Source organism: Acidovorax sp. LjRoot118 (genome assembly GCF_964253575.1).
In the GTDB taxonomy this organism is placed as follows: domain Bacteria; phylum Pseudomonadota; class Gammaproteobacteria; order Burkholderiales; family Burkholderiaceae_C; genus Acidovorax.
Genome location: NZ_CAXURB020000001.1, coordinates 4,770,043 through 4,787,647 on the forward strand (window position 1 = coordinate 4,770,043; position 17,605 = coordinate 4,787,647).

Genomic DNA, 17,605 nt, shown 5'->3' on the forward strand with positions numbered 1-17,605 from the left:
GCCCGGTCATTTGCGCGCGAACTGCTTTTCCACGAAGGCCCACACCAGGGTGGATGCGTCCGGTCCTTGCGGGTCGCTGTAGGGCAGGCTGGGGGTACCGCCGCTCCAGGCATGGCCCAGGCCCACGATTTCGCGCAGCGCCACCACCGAGCGGGCGCGTGCCCGGTATTCAGTCACCCGCGTCGCATGGCGCTTGCCGCGCTGCAGCATGCGCGCCGTGCCGGCGCGTGCGCCCAGCGACTCGGCCCACAGCGTGGCCGTGGCCACCGCATTGCGCACGGACACCACGCCGTCGGCATCACCGTGCAGGATCAGTAGCGGGGGCAGCGGTGGCAGCGGCGTGCCGTCGATGCGCAGGCCCGGTACCAGGGCGCTGGCGCCCGGCGGCTCGGGCAGGTGCGCCTCGCGCTTGCCGTGCATGGCAGCCATGGCCGTGGCGGCCGACTCGGCCGTGCCCGGCGCCACGCCGGAATGCATGGCCACGGCGCAAAAGCGCTCCGGGTACGTAGCGCCCAGCAGGGCTGCCATGCTGGCGCCGGCCGACAGGCCTGCCACCGCCACGCGATTGAGGTCCACCGGATGCCGGCGCGCCACCTGGTCCACGGCCGCCAGCAGGGTGGCGGCTTCGGCAGCGGCCTTGCCATTGCGCCGCTCGAACCAGTTCCAGCAACCATGGGCATTGGCCAGCCGCTCCTGCTCGGGGTAGAGCACCAGGAAGCGCTTGCGCGCCGCCAGCCGGTTCATGCGCGAACTGGCGGCCAGGTCGCGCCCGGTCTGCCCGCAGCCATGCAGCATGACCAGCAGCGGCAGTGTCTCGCCCTTCTTGAGCGCCAGCGCGGGCGGAATGTACAGATGGAAGCGCCGCGCTCCCGCCGGCCCCGGCGCAATGCCTGCCAGCCACTCGCCACTGACGGGCTGGGGCTTGCGCGGGCGCGGCGCCACAGAGCGGATGGGCTGTGGCCTGGCCGCCTTCTTGGCCAGTTTGGGCACGGCCCGCAGCGCCGTCACCGCCTGCGCACGCATGGGTTTGGCCGCCTTTTCAAAGGCCTTGAGGTTGCGCTGGTAGGCGCGGGTGAGCGCTGACAGCGAGAAGAGACGGGAACGGCGTGCCATGGGCAGATGTGCTGGTGCTATCCATATATAGGGAAAACCCTATGCACCATAGCAGCTTATGGCTTCACGCGCCTGACGCTATGCAATCAATAGCATCCAGGCCATGCCAACAAGGGCTGATGCCGGCTGCATTCAAAGACCAAGGGTATTTGGCACAACCAGGTCTCCACAATAGTTGACCAGCACGAAAATTATGGCTGAAATTGATCGATAGATGTCCAGGGCCGGCGGGATTTCGTCGCAACACTCATGAAAAATAACGCCATTCCAACCCGAACCCGAAGGCCTTGACCATGAAAACCTGTCTGATTGTGATTGATGTGCAGGAATCCTTCCGCCAGCGCCCCTACTTCACGGCCAACGACCTGCCGGCCTACCTGGAGGCGCAGAACGCGCTGATCGAGGGCAGCGTGGCGCAGGGCGTGCCCGTGGTACGCATCTTCCACAGCGAAGGCCCGGCCGATGCCAGCAACGCTTTCGCCGTCGAATCCGGCCATGTGCGGGCGCTCGACGGCCTGGCCGCCTTCGACGCCGCCGCCACCTTCACCAAGTCGCGCCACAGTGCACTGGTGGGCACCGGCCTGGATGTCTGGCTTACCCGCCACGGCATCCAGCGCCTGATCGTGAGCGGCATCCGCACCGAGCAATGCTGCGAGACCACCACGCGCCACGCCTCGGACCTGGGCTGGGAGGTGGACTTCGTGACCGACGCCACGCTCACCTGGGACATGGTGCAGCCCGATGGCCGCACACTGCCCGCCGCCGACATCAAGGCCCGCACCGCCACCGTGCTGGCAGGCCGCTTTGCCACGCTGCGCACGGTGGACGAGGCCCTGGCCGCCGCAGCGGCAGGTTGAGCGCGGGAGACCACCATGCGCGCCACCGTCTGTGAACTGCCCTACCAGCCAGCGCTGCTGGAACCGGCGTGGGAATCCCTGGCAGCCCATGTGCGCAGCGAACGCTCGGAGCTGGTGCTGCTGCCCGAATTCGCCTTCGCGGAACCGGTCTGGGAATCCACGCCATTCGACCCGACCCGGTGGGCGGGGGCCGTTGCGCTCAGCGATGCCTGGACGGCGAGGCTGCACGAACTGGGCGCCACCTGGGTGGTAGGCGCCCGCCCGGTCACCGTGGACGGGCGCCACTACAACGAGGGCTTTGCCTGGTCAGCCCAGGGCGGCTACCAACCACTGCGGCGCAAGTTCCACCTGCCCGATGAGCCCGGGGGCTGGGAGGCCACCTGGTTCGAGCGCGGCGATGCCGAGTTTGCGCGCTTCTCCACCGGCCCCCTGGCGTTCGGCCTGAGCATCTGCACCGAACTCTGGGCGCTGGACACCTACGCCGGCTATGCCGCCCTGGGCGTGGAGGCGATCCTCACGCCACGCGCCACGGCAGCGGCAACCACCGCCAAGTGGTTGGCCGTGGGCACCGTTGCGGCGGTGCGAACCGGAGCCTACAGCCTCTCGTCGAACCGGGTTGATACGGGTGCAGGCAGCTACGGTGGCGCTGGCTGGGCGATCAGCCCCGATGGCGCCCTGCTCGCGCAGACCAGCGAGAACCGACCCTTCTGCACGGTGGACATGGACCCGGCGCTGGCTGCTGGCGCCCGCAGCACCTACCCGCGCTATGTGCTCGCCCGGCAGGCCCCTTGACCTTTTAACCTTTGTTCACTCCATGACCACTGTTTCCGCCTCCCCACGCCCCCTGCAGGTTGCCATCCTGGTGTTCGACGATGTCGAAGCCCTGGACCTTGGCGGCCCCTATGAAGTCTTCACCACCGCCTGCCGCATGCAGCAGCGCCTGCAGCCGGGCACGCCCACGCCCTTTGCCGTGCAGTGCGTGGCGCGCAGCCTGCAGCCGGTGCAGGCGCGGGCCGGCCTGCGCGTGCTGCCCGACGCGGACTTCACCACGGCGGCCGCACCGGACGTGCTCATCGTGCCCGGCGGGGTGGTCGATACCGCGGCCGCCTGCGCCGAGACGCGCACCTGGGTGGCCCAGGCCGCCGCGGGTGCGCAGATCACGGCCTCGGTCTGCACGGGCGCCTTCATCCTGGCGGCGGCCGGCGTGCTCACCGAGGGTCCGGCCACCACGCACTGGGAGGACATCGCCGACCTGCGTGCGCAGTTCCCGGCGCTGGACGTGCAGGAGAATGTGCGCTGGGTGGACCGGGGTGCGCTGGTCACGTCGGCCGGCATCAGCGCAGGCATCGACATGAGCCTGCATCTGGTCGCGCGCCTGGCAGGGCCAGCGCTGTCCAAGCGCACCGCCCGCCAGATGGATACCCCATGGAACCCGGAACCCTGAACACAAACGCCCCGATCCACGTCTACTTCGCCCTGCTGCCCGGCAGCCTGGTGCTGGACTGGGCCGGCCCGGCCGAGGCGCTGCGCATCGCCAACCAGCTGCTGCGCGCCCAGGGCCAGCCCGAGCGCTTCGTGCAGCACTTCACCAGCCCCACGCCCGAGGCGGTGACCTCGGTGGGCGCCATGCTGACCGGGCTGGACCCCCTTCCCGCCACCCTGCCCCAGCCGGCCTGGGTGGTGCTGGTGGGTCTGCCGGGCAAGGCCATCGCGGTAGACAACAGCGAGGCCCGAGACCTGCTGCACTGGCTGCGCGGCATGCGCCTGGCTGCGGGCCGGCTGGAGCTGGTCACCATCTGCGCGGGCGCGGTGCTGGCGGCACACGCCGGGCTGCTGACCGGCCGGCGCGCCACCACGCACCACCAGCACCTGGGCGAGCTGGCCATGGTAGACCCGCACTGCGACGTGGTGTCCAACCGCGTCTTCGTGCACGACGGCGCGCTGCACAGCAGTGCCGGGGTGACCACCGGCATCGACCTGGTGCTGTACCGCATTGCCGACACCTGCGGCCCGGCGATGGCCGCCCAGGTGGCACAGACCATGGTGGTGGCATTGCGCCGCGGCCCGCAGGACCCGGAGCTCTCGCCCTTTCTGCACCACCGCAACCACCTGCACGGCCCGCTGCACCGCGTGCAGGATGCCGTGGGCCAGCAGCCCCAGGCCCCCTGGAACGTGACCGCCATGGCCGAGGTGGCCCATACCTCGCCGCGGCACCTGAACCGGCTTTTTTTGGAGCATGCGGGCATTGCGCCGCTGCAGTACCTGCGCCGCATCCGCCTGGCCGCCGCCGAGGCGGCACTGCAGTCGGGCCACAACGTGACGCAGGCGGCAGCGCTCGCGGGGTTCAGCTCGGATACGCAGTTGCGCCGCGCCTGGCACCAGTTCGGCCGACCCGGCACCCCGGCCCGGGACGCGGCAACCCACCACTGACCGCAGGCTTGCGCTATCGCGGAACATAATGGCATTCCGTGCATTTGGAATGCCTGATCGACATGCAAGAGCCGCCCACCCCTGCCAACGAAGACGACCGCCTGCAGGCCCTGCGCCAGCTGCTGATCCTGGACACGCCGCCGGAGGAGCGGTTCGACCGCATCGTGGCCTTTGCGGCGCAGGAGTTCGACATGCCCATCGCGCTGATCTCGCTGATCGACGCCGAGCGCCAATGGTTCAAGGCGAAGGTGGGGCTGGATGCCCCTGAAACGGCACGCGACATCTCGTTCTGCGCCCACGCCATCCTCAAGGACGAGACCATGGTCGTGCCCGACACCGCGCAGGACCAGCGCTTTGCCGACAACCCGCTGGTGACGGGTGGCCCGGGCATCCAGTTCTATGCGGGCGCCCCGCTCAAACTGCCCAGCGGCGAGAGCATCGGCACGCTGTGCATCATCGACCAACAGCCGCGCGACCTGGACCGGGTGGACCTGGCCATACTGGCTTCGCTGCGCGACCTGGCAGTGGAGGAGCTCATGCGGCGCCAAGCCGAGCCAGCGCCTGGCAACGGGGATCGGAATCCATGAGCGGCGCAGCGAAGGGCATCCTGCTGGTGGAGCCCAGCATGCTGACTGGCAGCATCATCGTTTCCACCGCACGGCAGCTGTCGCTGCCCGAGGTGCGGCAGGTGGCGAGCGTGCGCACCGCGCAGCAGCAGCTGGCGCAGCGGGATTTTGCAGGCGTCATCGTGTCGCTGGAAGAACTGCAGGAAGCCGTGCAGTTGCTGGAAAGCGTGCGCGCCTCGCAGCTGGCCGTAGCCTCGTCCGTGCCGGTGGCCGTGACCACCTCGGAGGTGGACGCCACCACCGCAGAGCAGATGAAGGCGCTGCGCGTGCGCCGCGTGCTGCTCAAGCCCTTCAAGGTCAAGGACGTGATCTCCACCATCGAGCTGCTGAAGAAGGCCTGACGCTGATTTGCCGCATGGGCCGGATTCCCCCAGCCCGGCACGGCCTCAGTAGACTTCGGGTACGTACATGCCTGCAGGCACCGGCTGGCGCAGGTACTCGGGGTTGCGCACGCGGTCGGGCAGCACCACGGGCGGGTGCGGCACATCCTGGTACGGCAGCTGCGACAGCAGGTGCGCGATGCAGTTCAGGCGCGCCTTCTTCTTGTCCACGGCCTGTACCACCCACCACGGGGCTTCGGGGATGTGGGTGCGTTCGAGCATGGTCTCTTTGGCCTTGGTGTAGGCCTCCCAGCGCACACGGCTTTCCAGGTCCATGGGACTCAACTTCCACTGCTTGAGCGGGTCGTGGATGCGGCCCAGGAAGCGCAGATGCTGCTCTTCGTCGGTGATGGAGAACCAGTATTTGACCAGCGTGATGCCCGAGCGCACCAACATCTTCTCGAACTCGGGTACGGTGCGGAAGAACTCCTCGTATTCATCGTCCGAGCAAAAGCCCATGACGCGCTCGACACCGGCGCGGTTGTACCAGCTGCGGTCGAACAGCACCATTTCGCCAGCGGCAGGCAGGTGCGCCACATAGCGCTGGAAGTACCACTGCGTGCGTTCGCGGTCGTTGGGTGCGGGCAGTGCCGCCACGCGGGCCACGCGCGGGTTCAGGCGCTGGGTGATGCGCTTGATGACGCCGCCCTTGCCGGCCGCGTCGCGTCCCTCGAAAAGGATCACCACCTTCTGGCGGCTGTGCTGCACCCAGTCCTGCAGCTTGACCAGCTCGCCCTGCAGGCGGAACAGCTCCTTGAAATACTGCTGGCGCGCATGCCTGTCGGTCGGAACGAGGTCGCCGGCATCGTCCACGTTGCGGTCCTCGATCTCCAGCTCCAGCTCTTCGTCGTAGCTGTCGATCAGGTCGTTGGCGATGCGCTGCATCAGGTCCTGGGCATCGATGGGTGCGTTTTGGAACATGGCTTCGAAGGAGCAAATAGGGTTCCCCATGATGCGCCCTTCCGGTGACAAATGCATGACACCCGCATGAAGTGTCACATCGCTGTCATGTCGTAACGGCAGCATTCCCGACCATGCCTTTGTTGTTGCGCCGCCCTTGCCCATGAACACACCTGCCGCCGGCACTGCCGGCCAGAACTACGGGGGCGATGCGGCAGGCCTGATCTGCGGCTACCGCATGGACGCCAGCGGCGGCCCTGCACAGGCCATCGACTCGGTGGAGGCCGCGCAATGGCTGCAGTTGCTTGCCGATGCCCAGGCACAGGAAGGCCACACGCCCGCCGACCCGGCCGAGGAGGCAGAGCCCCAGCCCTTCGTCTGGCTGCACTTCAACCTGAGCCACACCCAGGCGGTGCGCTGGATGGAGCGCCATGCCGGGCTACCCGACGCCTTTTTCGAGGCGCTCAAGGACGGCTCGCACTCCACCCGCATCGAGCGCGACGACGACACCCTGATCGCGGTGCTCAACGACGCGCATTTCGACTTCGCCTTCGAGCCCTTCGACATCGCCACGCTGTGGATCAGCGTGGCGCCGCAGTTGGTGGTGACGGCCCGCGCCCACCCCCTGCGCTCGGTGGACGCGCTGCGCACAGCGGTGCGCGACGGGCAATCGCCGCGCTCCAGCGTGGCCCTGCTGGAGCAGCTCATGCGCACCCAGGCCGGGGGGCTGGTGGACATCGTGCGCGGGGTCACGCAGCGCATCGACCGCATCGAAGACGAGCTGCTGGCCGGCCGGCTGGACCACAAGCGCGCGCGCCTGGGTGTGCTGCGCCGGCTGCTGGTGCGGCTGCAGCGCCTGCTGGCACCCGAGCCGGCGGCCCTGTTCCGCCTGCTGCAGAACCCACCGGCCTGGATGGGCGCCGAGGACGCGCAGGAGCTGCGCGACTCGACCGAAGAATTCTCGGTGGTGCTGCGCGACATGCAGGGCCTGCAGGAGCGCATCAAGCTCCTGCAGGAAGAGGTGGCGGCCAACGTGCAGGAGGCCAACAGCCGCAGCCTGTTCGTGCTGACCGTGGTGACGGTGCTGGCCCTGCCCATCAACATCATGACCGGCCTCCTGGGCATGAACGTGGGCGGCGTGCCGCTGGCGGACAGCCCGCACGGCTTCTGGATCATCGTGGGCATCCTCGTGGTGTTCACGGCCGTGGCGGCATGGATCGCCCTGCGGGGCACCCGGGACCGGTAGGAAGCGCCACTGGGCGGGCCATTACAATCCCGCCCCTTGCCTCGCTCCCCGGATTTCGCGCCACCATGAACATCGTCGTCAACGAAGAACTCAAAGCCTACATCGATCCCCTGACCCGCGACGAACACGACGCCCTGGAACGCAGCCTGCTGGCCGAGGGCTGCCGCGATGCCCTCGTGCTCTGGGGCGACGTGCTGGTGGACGGCCACAACCGCTACGGCATCTGCCAGAAGCACGGCCTGCCCTTCCAGACGGTACAGAACACGCACTTCCAGAGCATGGAAGACGTGCACCTGTGGATGATCGACCAGCACCTGGGCCGGCGCAGCGTCTCGGACTTCCAGCGCGGCGTGCTCGCCCTGCGCAAGCGCGAGATCGTGGCCGCCCGCCGCAGCCGTGCGGCCGCCATCCCGCCCGAGCCGGTGGACGAGGCCGACCTGCCCTGGTCGTCCGACGGCCCGGTGGCAGCGCCGCCGCCGCCCGCCCCCGAACCGGACGTGCCCTCCGAGACCCTGAGCAGCCGCGAGGCCATTGCCAAGGCGGCGCGCCTGAGCAGCAGCCAGGTGGTGGCCATCGAAAAGATCCAGAAACAGGCGGCGCCCGAGCTGGTGGCGGCCGTCAAGTCCGGCACCATCTCGCTGAACACCGCCGCCGCTGTGGCGACGCTGCCGGCCGAAGAGCAGGTGGCCGCCGCCAAGGGCGGCAAGGACGAGCTCAAGCAGGCCGCCAAGCGCGTGCGCGATGCCAAGCAGCGCAAGCCGCGCGAAGAGAAGGAAGAAGCGGCGCCCGATAACGAGGCATCCGATGCAGGCGGCGAACTGCAGGCGCTGCGCCTGCGCGTGGCCGAACTGACCGCCGAGAATGAGGCGCTGCGCGCAGAACTGACCCGGCTGCAGGGCTGATTGGCGCCCAGGAAAGCGCGAATGCGCTTTCGCGGCCTACTCGTTCGCGCTGCGCAGGGCGCTCAGTCGGTCGGCCACATGGTCTAGGTCCAGGCCGTCGTCCGCATGGTGGAGGTAGGTCTCCAGGTCGGAAATGGCCTCGGTCAGGTTCCCCCGCTCGGCGTGCGCGAGCCCGCGATCGCGCCACTCGCCCCAGGCTTCGGGCTGCAGCACAATCAGGCGGTCCTGCACCGCGATCAGCCGCTGCCAGTCCTGCTGGGTGCGGTGCACCTCCTTGAGGTTGCGCAGCATGCGCGCGATGATGTCGCGCGGCGTGGCTGCCTGCAGGTACAGGCCCAGGGGCACGTCGTAGTCGTCCACCAGGCCGTTGCGGCGCTTGTAGGGCTCCAGCCGCTCACCCAGCTCTTCGCGGCTCAGGGACTGGCCAGAGATCGGGTCCAGCACCACCTGCCCCTTCGGCAGCAGCACCTTGACCATGAAATGTCCCGGGAAGGCGATGCCGCGCGCATGCAGGCCCAGGCCCTGGGCCAGCTCCATCCACAGCACGGCCAGGCTGATGGGAATGCCCCGGCGCGTGCGCAGCACGGCATTGAGGTAGCTGTTCTCGGGGTCGTAGTAGTTGTTGATGTTGCCGGCAAACCCCATGTCGGCAAAGAAGAACTGGTTAAGCGTGCGCAGGCGCTGCAGCGCGGGCGCATCGGCCGGCAGGCGGCGCTTGATGCGCGCCAGCAGCTGGTCCACGTCGCCCAGCAACAATTGGACGTCGAATTCGGGGTACTCGTCCTGCGCCAGGCTGGCGGCGGCCTCCAGCAAGGGGAAGTGGTCGTCGCTTTGCACCAGCGACGCAAAGTATTCCAGCGAGGTGGGAATGGTCAGGCTCAGTGGCATGGCAAGGTTGTACGGTTCTGCCCCCGCCGCGTCAAGCGGCAAAAGTCACGCGGTACAGGGTTATTTCGCGGGGCCACAGGTCTGCCGGTTCAGCGGCGCAGCATCTTGCGCAGCTTGAGGCCCGCCGCCCACAGCGCGCCGAAATACAGCGCGGCCGATGCCGCCATCAGCGCCGCCAGCAGGCCGATGCGCTGCCATTTGGCGGCGCGCAGGCCCAGCCAGTCGAAATGGTACGACGACCACACCAGCAGGGTGGCCAGCAAGGCACTTGCAGCCACCACCTGCAGGATGAAACGGCCCCAGCCCGGCAGCGGCTGGTAGCTGCCGCGCCGCAGCAAACCGATGAGCAGCCACAGCGCATTGATGAGGGCCCCCAGGCCGATGGACAGGGCCAGGCCCGCATGGGCGATCCAAGGCACCAGCGCCACATTGAGCAACTGCGTGATGACCAGCACCGAGATGGCGATCTTCACGGGCGTGCGCACGTCCTGGCTGGCGTAGTAGCCCGGCGCCAGCACTTTGATGGCCACCAAGCCCAAGAGGCCCGCGCCGTAGCCCGACAGGGCCATGGCGATCTGGCCCACATCGCTGTCGGCCAGCTTGCCGTAGTGGAACAGCGTGGCCACCAGCGGCTTGGAAAAGGTGAGCAGGGCCACAGCGCAGGGCACGGCCAGCAGCACCACGATGCGCAGGCCCCAGTCGAGCATGGCGGAATACTTGTCCGAATCGCCCGCAGCCTTGGCCGCCGTGAGCTGCGGGGTGAGCACCACGCCCAGGGCCACGCCCAGCAGCGCTGTGGGGAACTCCATCAACCGGTCGGCATAGAACAGCCAGGTGACGCTGCCCGGCTTCAGGTAGGACGCTATCTGGGTGTTGATCATCAGCGAGATCTGCGCCACGCCCACGCCCAGCAGGATGGGCCCCATGAGCGACAGCACCTTGCGCACGCCCGGGTCGGCCCATGCCATGCGGATGGCGCGCCAGGTCACGCCGATGCGCGGCAACAGGCCCATGCGTGCCAGCACCGGGATCTGCACCGCCAACTGCAGCACGCCGCCCAGCAGCACCCCGCCGGCCATGGAGTAGATGGGCTCGATGCCGCGCGCCTCCAGTTGGGGCGCGCCAAGCAGGGCCGCGCCGATCATGGACAGGTTGAGCAGCACCGGCGACGCTGCGGGCACGGTGAAGTGCTTCCAGGTATTCAGAACGCCGGCCGACAGCGCGACCAGGGACATGAAGCCGATGTAGGGGAACATCCAGCGCGTCATGAGCACTGCGGCGTCGTAGGCCTCGGGGCTCTGGCGCATGCCGCTGGCCAGGGCCCAGACCAGCACCGGCGCCCCCGCCACGCCAAGCAAGCAGGTCAGCAGCAGCACCCAAGTGAGGGCCGTGGCCACGTTGGCGATGAGCACGCGCGTGGCGTCTTCCCCCTGCTGCGCCTTGCTGGTGGCCAGCACCGGGATGAAGGCCTGGCTGAACGCCCCCTCGGCAAAGAAGCGGCGAAACAGGTTGGGGATGCGGAAGGCGACGTTGAAGGCGTCCGTCAGGGCATTGGCCCCGAAGAAGGAGGCCATCAGAAGATCGCGCGCCAGGCCCGTCACGCGGGAGGCCAGGGTCAGCAGGGAGACAGTGGAAGCAGCTTTGAGCAATGACACCGCCGGGAGTGTATGCGTTGGCGGGTGGAGGGCGGCGGCGGCCACCGCCGGAGGGTTGGGCAAAAGGGGGGCCAAGAGAGTCTCCGCGTGGAATGGACGAGGCAGTCTTGGCGGCGACCGTGAAGTGAAGATGAAGTCTGCGAGGCGGGTGTGAAGTGGCGCCCAGTGTTTCACCCGCTTACCAAAAGCCCTGTTTCGGGCGTTCATATGCCGCCCTCTGGGCCCGGTTGGCCGACTGGGCTATAATCGCGGGCTTTGCTGGCATCATCCTCAGACCTTAAGGAAACACATCAATGGCATCCGCTAAACCCAAGAAGAAGAACCCGCGCCTGGCGTCGGGCCGCAAGCGCGTCCGTCAGGACACGAAACTCAACGCCGCGAACACCTCGCTGCGCTCCAAATACCGTACCGCTGTGAAGAACGTCGAAAAGGCTGTTCTGACCGGTGACAAGACCAAGGCGTCCGAACTGTTCGCCAAGATGCAAGCCGTGGTGGACTCCGTGGCCGACAAGGGCATCTTCCACAAGAACAAGGCCGCTCGCGACAAGAGCCGTCTGTCTGCCAAGGTGAAAGCCTTGGCCCTGGCCGCCTGACCCTCTTCAGGCAAACAGCCCGAACGGCCCGCGCCGTTCGCCGTTTGTAACGGGTGCGCTGCCAGCAAAAAAACGAACGAACCGCCCTCTGGGCGGTTTTTTCGTTTCCGGGGCGCGAATGCGGCAGATGCCATGCCCCGTCCAGGCACAAAAAAAGCCCCGAGGGGCCTTCATGCTTGCAATGCGGGCGCCCTTTCAGGGCTTGACGGGAGGGGGCAGCACCGGAGCATCCGGCACCAGGCAGGCTTCGGCCACCTGCAGGTTGTTGTCGCGCGCGAAGTTGACGACGAAATCCCAGGCCATGGGCTCGTGGTCGCGCAGGTCACGGTGCACCACCACGCACTTGATGCCATTGAGGGTGGTGGGAATGCACCAGGGCGAATAGCTCAGGTGGCTACCCGGCCGCGCCCCACCGGGGCGAAAACTGCTCATCACCCCCGCCAGACGCTCAGCCCAGTCGCTGGGACGGAAGGTTTTCCCGTCGTGGGTGACGCCTTGGATGAAGATCTCTTTGGAGGTGGGGGAAACCATCGGGTCGAAGTGTAATGGACAGCCGGTAGCCACAGGATCACTGCATGCTGCACTGCAGCGTAGCATTCTAACTCTTATATAAGAGCTACCTCCCTATTTCCTACCAGCGCACAAGGCATCGCCGGCCACGCGCATTGCAGTGATGCGCAATCGTCAACAGCGGGTCATCGCATGGCCCCTAGAATCGTGCTTCGTTTTCGGGGTGGACAAGCCCACCCTCTCACCGCACCGCCAGGAGATTTCTGCATGACCGCTTTCATTGAGGCCGCCTCGCCCCACGTGATGAACACCTATGGCCGCGTGCCGATTGCGCTGGCCCGCGGTCAAGGCTGCCGCGTGTGGGACGTGAACGGCAAGGAATACCTCGATGGCCTGGGCGGCATCGCCGTGAACACGCTGGGCCACAACCACCCCCAGTTGGTGCCCGCGCTGCAGCACCAGATCAGCCAGATCATGCATTCCTCCAACTACTACCACGTCCCCCTGCAGGAGACCCTGGCGGCCAAGCTGGTGGAGCTGTCGGGCATGACCAACGTGTTCTTTTGCAACTCGGGCCTGGAAGCCAACGAGGCAGCGCTGAAGATCGCGCGCAAGTACGGCGTGGACAAGGGCATCGCCAAGCCCGAGATCGTGGTCTACGAGAAGGCCTTCCATGGCCGCTCCATCGCCACCATGTCGGCCACCGGCAACCCCAAGATCCACAACGGCTTCGGCCCGCTGGTGGAAGGCTTCGTGCGCGTGCCGCTGAACGACATCGAGGCCATCAAGCAGGCCACCGAGGGCAACCCCAACGTGGTGGCCGTGTTCTTCGAGACCATCCAGGGCGAAGGCGGCATCAACCCGATGCGCGTCGAGTACCTGCAGCAGCTGCGCACGCTGTGCGACGAGCGCGGCTGGCTGATGATGATCGACGAGGTGCAGTGCGGCATGGGCCGCACCGGCAAGTGGTTCGCGCACCAGTGGGCCGCCATTGTGCCGGACGTGATGCCCCTGGCCAAGGGCCTGGGCTCGGGCGTGCCCATCGGCGCCGTAGTGGCCGGCCCCAAGGCCGCCAACGTGCTGCAGCCGGGCAACCATGGCACCACCTTCGGTGGCAACCCGCTGGCCATGCGCGCCGGTGTGGAAACCATTCGCATCATGGAAGAAGACGGTCTGCTGCACAATGCAGCCACCGTGGGTGAGCACCTGAAGGCCGCGCTCGTGCGCGAACTGGGCAGCCTGCCCGGGGTCAAGGAAGTGCGCGGCCAGGGCCTGATGCTCGGCGTGGAACTGGACAAGCCCTGCGGCGTGCTGGTGGCCCAGGCGGCCGAAGCCGGCCTGCTGCTGAGCGTGACGGCCGACAAGGTGATCCGCCTCGTGCCCGCACTGATCCTGTCCACCGCCGAGGCCGACGAGATCGTCGCCAAGCTGGTCCCGCTGGTCAAAGCCCTGCTGGCCGAATAAACCCTGGGCGCGCATGCAGCGCGCCGCAATGCCATGAAACATTACCTGCAGTTCAACGATCTCAGCGCCGACGAGTACACCTACCTGTTCGAGCGTGCCGCGCTCATCAAGAAGAAGTTCAAGGCCTACGAAAAGCACCACCCCCTGGTGGACCGCACGCTGGCCATGATCTTCGAGAAGGCCAGCACCCGAACGCGCGTGAGTTTCGAGGCCGGCATGTACCAGTTGGGCGGCAGCGTGGTGCACCTGACCACGGGCGACAGCCAGCTCGGCCGCGCCGAGCCCATCGAGGACAGCGCCAAGGTCATCAGCCGCATGGTGGACCTGGTGATGATCCGCACCTACGAGCAGACCAAGATAGAAAGCTTCGCGGCGCACTCGCGCGTCCCCGTGATCAACGGCCTGACCAACGAGTTCCACCCCTGCCAGATCCTGGCCGACATCTTCACCTTCATCGAGCACCGCGGCTCGATACAGGGCAAGACGGTGGCCTGGGTGGGTGACGGCAACAACATGGCCAACACCTGGCTGCAGGCGGCGGCGCTGCTGGGCTTCAAGGTGCATGTGAGCACGCCGCGCGGCTACGAGGTGGACGAGAAGCTGGCCGGTGCCACCGCCGGCAGCTACCAATTCTTCAGCGACCCGCTCGAAGCCTGCAAGGGCGCCGACCTGGTGACCACCGACGTGTGGACCAGCATGGGCTACGAGGCCGAGAACGAAGAGCGCAAGAAGGCCTTCGCCGACTGGTGCGTGGACGCCGAGATGATGGCCGCCGCCAAACCCGATGCGCTGTTCATGCACTGCCTGCCGGCGCACCGGGGGGAAGAGGTGGAAGCCGATGTGATCGACGGGCCGCAATCGGTTGTCTGGGATGAAGCCGAGAACCGGATGCATGCGCAGAAGGCGTTGATGGAGTACCTGCTTTTGGGCAAAGTGGCCTGAGTCTCTTCACCATGCCCTGGCGCCGCCAGCCCGCCCATTGCGCCGAACTGCTGGCGCACTGGCAATCGCTGGGCCAGGCCCTGGGCCGGGATACGCCCGCCTGGCGCAGCGAAGGCCGGCGCCTGGTACTGGCCTGGGCGCGCTGGCCACGCGCCTACCATGACACCACGCACCTGTGGGCCTGCCTGCGCCAACTGCAGGCGGTGCAGACCACCCTGCCCGACGCGCTGCAGCAGCCCCATGCCGTGGCGCTGGCGCTGTGGTTCCACGATGCCGTCTACCGGCCCTGGGGCCGTCTGAATGAAGAGAAGAGCGCCGACTGGGCCAGCCGCTTCCTGGCCGCGCAGGTTCTGCCGCCCCCACTGGTGCAGGCCGTGCACCAGTTCATCCTCGACACACGCCACAACCCCGGCCCGCTCACAGGCGATGCGCAGTGGGTCGTCGATATCGACCTGGCCGTGCTCGGCAAGAGCGACGCGGTGTACCGCCAATTCGAGCGCAATGTGCGGCGCGAGTATTTCTTCGTGCGCTGGCCACGCTATGTGGCGGGCCGCAGCGCGGTGCTGCGGGGCTTTCTGGAGCGGCCGCGCATCTATGGCACCGACTGGTTCCATGGGCGGTATGAAGCCCAGGCCCGCACCAACCTCGCCAACGCCCTGACCGCCCTGAAAAACGGCACGCTCTACGCGTGAGGAGCGCCGACGCTGGCGCTTCAATCACAGGGCTGAAAGCGCTTGCACTCCTCGGCGATTTGGATGGACGTCAGCGTGTTCTCGCCCTCCACGCTCTTGGCGGTGAACTTGACCCAGGCCCCTTCGGCAATACCGACCAGCAGCGTGCGGTCGACCACCGTGAAGCGCTGCGTCGTGAAGGGCAGCTTGGAGCGGGGCAGCAGCTTCAGGCGCACGTACAGCGGCCCTCCCGGCTCCTGCTGGACAGAGACGACCCGCGCCCGCGTGAGCACCGGCCCAGCCTGACCATCCGCCTGCGCCGGCACTGCGGGCTGGGCCAGCGCACTGCCGACCACCAGGGCGGCGGCAGCCACGCCGGCCAGGGCCAGGCACCGGGCCCGCTGAACCATGGCCATTCCCCGTCGATCCATACATCCTCCTTCAGAAAGCCCAGGAAGCCAGCTGGTAGTAATCGAACCCGCCCGTGCGCCCGCCCAGGCAACTGGCCAGGAAGTCCTCAGTCTTGCGGTACATGGTGAGGTTGTTGCTCCACTTCTGGTTGCCGTGGCCGTCGCCCTGGAAGGTGACGTAGTCCACCGGCCGCCCGGCGCGGCGCAGGGCGGCCACCATCAACTCCGACTGCTCCAGCTTCACACGCGGGTCGTTCACGCCGTGCATGATGAGCAAGGGGCTGGTGGCGGGACCGACCTTGAACAGGGGCGACTTGGCATCCATCAAGCGCCGGTCTTCGGGCTTGGCGGGGTCGCCGATGTAGCGCCGCCAGCCGACCATGCCCATCTCCCAATAAGGCGGCACGGTTTCCATGAAGCGTGCCAGGTGCGACAGGCCCACCACGTCCACCGCGCAGGCGAACACCTCGGGCGTGAAGGTCGCACCCACCAGGGCGGCATAGCCGCCGTAGCTCGCACCGTAGATGGCCACGCGCCGCGGGTCGGCTACGCCGGTCTGCACGGCCCACTGCACGCCGTCGACCAGGTCATCGTGCATCTTGCCGGCAAACTCGCCGATGGCCTTTTCCATGAAGGTGCGGCCATAGCCCGACGAGCCCCGGTAGTTGACCTGCAGCACGGCATACCCCCGGTTGGCCAGAAAGTGCTGCAGGCTGCGGCTGGCGGCGCTGTCGCCCCAGCGGTCGCGCGCCCAGGGGCCGCCGTGCACCAGCAGCACCATGGGCAGATTCTTCGCGGCCACGCCGGCGGGCAGGGTCAGGTAGCCGTGCAGGGTGAGCCCGTCGCGGCTGGCAAAAGAGACGGGCTCCGTGGCGGTCAGCGCCGAGGCCAGTTGGGCCATGCGGCTTTCGCCCAGGAACACAGGCTTTCCCCCTTCGCCGGGCAGCAGGTAGCTCCTGGTGCTGCGCTCCGTGGTGACGGCCACCGTCAGCGTGCGCTCCTGGTCGTCGCTGCTGGTCACGGCGATCTCGGCGTTCTGGCCCTTGTCCAGCACGGCCAGGCGCTGGCGCAGCGCGGCGTCGAACACCTCGCGCCGGGGGTAGCCGGGCATGGAATAGGCAATCAGCGGCTGCTGTGTGGTGCGGCTGATGAGCACGTAGTCCAGGTCCACCTCGGGCGTGGCATGGACCAGCGTCTCGGCGCCGGTGGCCAGGTCCATGCGCACCAGCGCCACCTTGTCGCGCCCGCGGTTGGACAGTGCCCACATGGCTTGGCCGCTGGCATCGGGCTCCAGCAGGCGCAGGCCCTCGAAGCGGCCCCATTCGGCGATGGAGGTCCAGGCACTGTCTGCCGCCGCGCCGGGGCGCTGCAGCTGGCTGGCCGTGTCCGACACGATGAGCCGTGTGCGCAGGCGCCCCTGCCGGTCCACGCCCCAGGAGGCCACGTTGCCCGGGTTGGTGGCCACCACGGTGTGGGCACCGGTGCGCGGGTCCACACGGTGCAGGTCGAACACCTTCTTGTCGCGGCGGTTGGTCGTGACCATCAGGTCGGGCCCGCCCTCCACCGTCTGCAGCAGGTGGGACGCGGTCTTGTCGAACGGCGTAAGGTCCACCCAGGCTGAGCCCTGGCGGTGCACGGCCACCGCATGCACATGCGTGTTCTCGTCGCCCGAGCCATCGACCACGGCCGCCAGGTACTGGCTGTCCGCTGTCCAGCGGAAGAAGCGCGCGCGGATCGGGAACGCTCGGGCATCATCCTTGCCGAGCGTGCGCACCCAGATGGCGGGGCTCACGCCCTCGGTCCCCGTCCAGGCCAGGTGTTTGCCATCGGGCGAGACGCGGTAGCTGCCCGTGGCCTGGCGGTTGGCAACGAAGTCATGCACGGGAATCAGCTCGGGCAGGGGCGCGCCGGCCAAGGACGGGTGCGTGGGCCCCGTGGCGCAGCCCGCCAGGGACGCCAGCAGGGCCAGACAACTCAGCGATCGAATCAGCAGCATGCGGGGCTCCCCAGGATGCCAC

19 protein-coding genes are annotated in these 17,605 nt (G+C 67.8%); 12 read left to right on the plus strand and 7 right to left on the minus strand.

All coding sequences use genetic code 11. The features are described from left to right. Nucleotides 1-6: 6 nt before the first annotated feature. On the minus strand, nucleotides 7-1,113 hold the full coding sequence (locus ACSQ9E_RS22430; RefSeq protein ID WP_179683865.1) for an extracellular catalytic domain type 1 short-chain-length polyhydroxyalkanoate depolymerase: 1,107 nt from the start codon (nucleotides 1,111-1,113) through the stop codon (nucleotides 7-9). A gap of 293 nt (nucleotides 1,114-1,406) precedes the next feature. On the opposite strand from ACSQ9E_RS22430, the gene ACSQ9E_RS22435 reads away from it, so the two are divergent. The 6 genes from ACSQ9E_RS22435 to ACSQ9E_RS22460 all read left to right on the plus strand — a co-directional run bounded on the left by ACSQ9E_RS22435 (nucleotide 1,407) and on the right by ACSQ9E_RS22460 (nucleotide 5,367). Beyond that, complete coding sequence (locus ACSQ9E_RS22435; RefSeq protein WP_436219216.1) at nucleotides 1,407-1,970, plus strand: cysteine hydrolase family protein; 564 nt, start codon at nucleotides 1,407-1,409, stop codon at nucleotides 1,968-1,970. A gap of 15 nt (nucleotides 1,971-1,985) precedes the next feature. Then, the gene (locus tag ACSQ9E_RS22440) at nucleotides 1,986-2,762 is read left to right on the plus strand and encodes a carbon-nitrogen hydrolase family protein (RefSeq protein ID WP_436219217.1); all 777 of its coding nucleotides are present in this window, start codon (nucleotides 1,986-1,988) and stop codon (nucleotides 2,760-2,762) included. A 22-nt stretch (nucleotides 2,763-2,784) separates the two neighbouring features. Then, on the plus strand, nucleotides 2,785-3,414 hold the full coding sequence (locus ACSQ9E_RS22445; RefSeq protein WP_179683862.1) for a DJ-1/PfpI family protein: 630 nt from the start codon (nucleotides 2,785-2,787) through the stop codon (nucleotides 3,412-3,414). Beyond that, a complete protein-coding gene (locus tag ACSQ9E_RS22450; RefSeq protein ID WP_436219218.1) occupies nucleotides 3,396-4,400 on the plus strand; it encodes a GlxA family transcriptional regulator in 1,005 nt (334 codons plus the stop codon). The genes ACSQ9E_RS22445 and ACSQ9E_RS22450 overlap by 19 nt, the downstream gene beginning before the upstream one ends. 62 nt (nucleotides 4,401-4,462) lie before the next feature. Then, nucleotides 4,463-4,987 carry a GAF domain-containing protein gene (locus ACSQ9E_RS22455; RefSeq protein WP_436219219.1) on the plus strand — a complete coding sequence of 175 codons (525 nt, stop codon included), beginning with the start codon at nucleotides 4,463-4,465 and terminating at the stop codon, nucleotides 4,985-4,987. Next, nucleotides 4,984-5,367: a histidine kinase gene (locus tag ACSQ9E_RS22460; protein WP_179683859.1), complete on the plus strand. Its 384-nt coding sequence runs from the start codon at nucleotides 4,984-4,986 to the stop codon at nucleotides 5,365-5,367. The genes ACSQ9E_RS22455 and ACSQ9E_RS22460 overlap by 4 nt, the downstream gene beginning before the upstream one ends. Before the next feature lie 45 nt (nucleotides 5,368-5,412). Here the strand turns inward: ACSQ9E_RS22460 and ppk2 are convergent, their stop codons facing one another. Next, the gene (gene ppk2, locus ACSQ9E_RS22465; protein ID WP_179683858.1) at nucleotides 5,413-6,327 is read right to left on the minus strand and encodes a polyphosphate kinase 2; all 915 of its coding nucleotides are present in this window, start codon (nucleotides 6,325-6,327) and stop codon (nucleotides 5,413-5,415) included. 142 nt (nucleotides 6,328-6,469) lie between these two features. Here ppk2 and ACSQ9E_RS22470 point away from each other — a divergent pair, with 142 nt between their 5' ends. After that, nucleotides 6,470-7,552, plus strand: coding sequence for a transporter (locus ACSQ9E_RS22470; protein WP_436219220.1), 1,083 nt, complete (start codon nucleotides 6,470-6,472; stop codon nucleotides 7,550-7,552). A gap of 65 nt (nucleotides 7,553-7,617) precedes the next feature. Then, nucleotides 7,618-8,454 carry a plasmid replication/partition related protein gene (locus ACSQ9E_RS22475; RefSeq protein ID WP_179683856.1) on the plus strand — a complete coding sequence of 279 codons (837 nt, stop codon included), beginning with the start codon at nucleotides 7,618-7,620 and terminating at the stop codon, nucleotides 8,452-8,454. Between the two features lie 36 nt (nucleotides 8,455-8,490). On the opposite strand, the gene ACSQ9E_RS22480 is transcribed toward ACSQ9E_RS22475, so the two are convergent. Then, nucleotides 8,491-9,342 carry a SirB1 family protein gene (locus ACSQ9E_RS22480; RefSeq protein WP_057203468.1) on the minus strand — a complete coding sequence of 284 codons (852 nt, stop codon included), beginning with the start codon at nucleotides 9,340-9,342 and terminating at the stop codon, nucleotides 8,491-8,493. Between the two features lie 89 nt (nucleotides 9,343-9,431). Next, nucleotides 9,432-10,997, minus strand: coding sequence for a murein biosynthesis integral membrane protein MurJ (gene murJ, locus ACSQ9E_RS22485; RefSeq protein ID WP_057203503.1), 1,566 nt, complete (start codon nucleotides 10,995-10,997; stop codon nucleotides 9,432-9,434). A gap of 293 nt (nucleotides 10,998-11,290) precedes the next feature. Between murJ and rpsT the strand changes: the two genes are divergently transcribed. Continuing rightward, complete coding sequence (gene rpsT, locus ACSQ9E_RS22490) at nucleotides 11,291-11,590, plus strand: 30S ribosomal protein S20 (RefSeq protein ID WP_057203467.1); 300 nt, start codon at nucleotides 11,291-11,293, stop codon at nucleotides 11,588-11,590. A gap of 195 nt (nucleotides 11,591-11,785) precedes the next feature. Here the strand turns inward: rpsT and ACSQ9E_RS22495 are convergent, their stop codons facing one another. Then, nucleotides 11,786-12,121: a DUF3579 domain-containing protein gene (locus tag ACSQ9E_RS22495; RefSeq protein WP_057203466.1), complete on the minus strand. Its 336-nt coding sequence runs from the start codon at nucleotides 12,119-12,121 to the stop codon at nucleotides 11,786-11,788. A gap of 246 nt (nucleotides 12,122-12,367) precedes the next feature. Between ACSQ9E_RS22495 and ACSQ9E_RS22500 the strand changes: the two genes are divergently transcribed. From ACSQ9E_RS22500 to ACSQ9E_RS22510, 3 genes are read left to right on the plus strand one after another with little or no spacing between them, the layout of a single operon-like run. Then, nucleotides 12,368-13,564, plus strand: coding sequence for an aspartate aminotransferase family protein (locus ACSQ9E_RS22500; protein ID WP_436219221.1), 1,197 nt, complete (start codon nucleotides 12,368-12,370; stop codon nucleotides 13,562-13,564). 33 nt (nucleotides 13,565-13,597) lie between these two features. Then, on the plus strand, nucleotides 13,598-14,506 hold the full coding sequence (argF, locus tag ACSQ9E_RS22505) for an ornithine carbamoyltransferase (RefSeq protein WP_057203464.1): 909 nt from the start codon (nucleotides 13,598-13,600) through the stop codon (nucleotides 14,504-14,506). 11 nt (nucleotides 14,507-14,517) lie between these two features. Further along, nucleotides 14,518-15,198 carry an HD domain-containing protein gene (locus ACSQ9E_RS22510; protein ID WP_436219222.1) on the plus strand — a complete coding sequence of 227 codons (681 nt, stop codon included), beginning with the start codon at nucleotides 14,518-14,520 and terminating at the stop codon, nucleotides 15,196-15,198. Nucleotides 15,199-15,218: 20 nt separating this feature from the next. Here the strand turns inward: ACSQ9E_RS22510 and ACSQ9E_RS22515 are convergent, their stop codons facing one another. Together ACSQ9E_RS22515 and ACSQ9E_RS22520 are read right to left on the minus strand one after the other, a co-directional pair. Further along, complete coding sequence (locus tag ACSQ9E_RS22515; protein WP_436219223.1) at nucleotides 15,219-15,608, minus strand: hypothetical protein; 390 nt, start codon at nucleotides 15,606-15,608, stop codon at nucleotides 15,219-15,221. A 10-nt stretch (nucleotides 15,609-15,618) separates the two neighbouring features. Next, a complete protein-coding gene (locus ACSQ9E_RS22520; protein WP_436219224.1) occupies nucleotides 15,619-17,583 on the minus strand; it encodes an alpha/beta fold hydrolase in 1,965 nt (654 codons plus the stop codon). Nucleotides 17,584-17,605: the final 22 nt, after the last annotated feature.

Excerpts from the sequence above, each read along its gene's own strand:
- ACSQ9E_RS22430 (WP_179683865.1), bottom strand. The coding sequence starts at position 1,113 with ATGGCACGCCGTTCCCGTCTCTTCTCGCTGTCAGCGCTCACCCGCGCC.
- ACSQ9E_RS22435 (WP_436219216.1), top strand. The coding sequence starts at position 1,407 with ATGAAAACCTGTCTGATTGTGATTGATGTGCAGGAATCCTTCCGCCAG.
- ACSQ9E_RS22440 (WP_436219217.1), top strand. The coding sequence starts at position 1,986 with ATGCGCGCCACCGTCTGTGAACTGCCCTACCAGCCAGCGCTGCTGGAA.
- ACSQ9E_RS22445 (WP_179683862.1), top strand. The coding sequence starts at position 2,785 with ATGACCACTGTTTCCGCCTCCCCACGCCCCCTGCAGGTTGCCATCCTG.
- ACSQ9E_RS22450 (WP_436219218.1), top strand. The coding sequence starts at position 3,396 with ATGGAACCCGGAACCCTGAACACAAACGCCCCGATCCACGTCTACTTC.
- ACSQ9E_RS22455 (WP_436219219.1), top strand. The coding sequence starts at position 4,463 with ATGCAAGAGCCGCCCACCCCTGCCAACGAAGACGACCGCCTGCAGGCC.
- ACSQ9E_RS22460 (WP_179683859.1), top strand. The coding sequence starts at position 4,984 with ATGAGCGGCGCAGCGAAGGGCATCCTGCTGGTGGAGCCCAGCATGCTG.
- ppk2 (WP_179683858.1), bottom strand. The coding sequence starts at position 6,327 with ATGTTCCAAAACGCACCCATCGATGCCCAGGACCTGATGCAGCGCATC.
- ACSQ9E_RS22470 (WP_436219220.1), top strand. The coding sequence starts at position 6,470 with ATGAACACACCTGCCGCCGGCACTGCCGGCCAGAACTACGGGGGCGAT.
- ACSQ9E_RS22475 (WP_179683856.1), top strand. The coding sequence starts at position 7,618 with ATGAACATCGTCGTCAACGAAGAACTCAAAGCCTACATCGATCCCCTG.
- ACSQ9E_RS22480 (WP_057203468.1), bottom strand. The coding sequence starts at position 9,342 with ATGCCACTGAGCCTGACCATTCCCACCTCGCTGGAATACTTTGCGTCG.
- rpsT (WP_057203467.1), top strand. The coding sequence starts at position 11,291 with ATGGCATCCGCTAAACCCAAGAAGAAGAACCCGCGCCTGGCGTCGGGC.
- ACSQ9E_RS22495 (WP_057203466.1), bottom strand. The coding sequence starts at position 12,121 with ATGGTTTCCCCCACCTCCAAAGAGATCTTCATCCAAGGCGTCACCCAC.
- ACSQ9E_RS22500 (WP_436219221.1), top strand. The coding sequence starts at position 12,368 with ATGACCGCTTTCATTGAGGCCGCCTCGCCCCACGTGATGAACACCTAT.
- argF (WP_057203464.1), top strand. The coding sequence starts at position 13,598 with ATGAAACATTACCTGCAGTTCAACGATCTCAGCGCCGACGAGTACACC.
- ACSQ9E_RS22510 (WP_436219222.1), top strand. The coding sequence starts at position 14,518 with ATGCCCTGGCGCCGCCAGCCCGCCCATTGCGCCGAACTGCTGGCGCAC.
- ACSQ9E_RS22515 (WP_436219223.1), bottom strand. The coding sequence starts at position 15,608 with ATGGATCGACGGGGAATGGCCATGGTTCAGCGGGCCCGGTGCCTGGCC.
- ACSQ9E_RS22520 (WP_436219224.1), bottom strand. The coding sequence starts at position 17,583 with ATGCTGCTGATTCGATCGCTGAGTTGTCTGGCCCTGCTGGCGTCCCTG.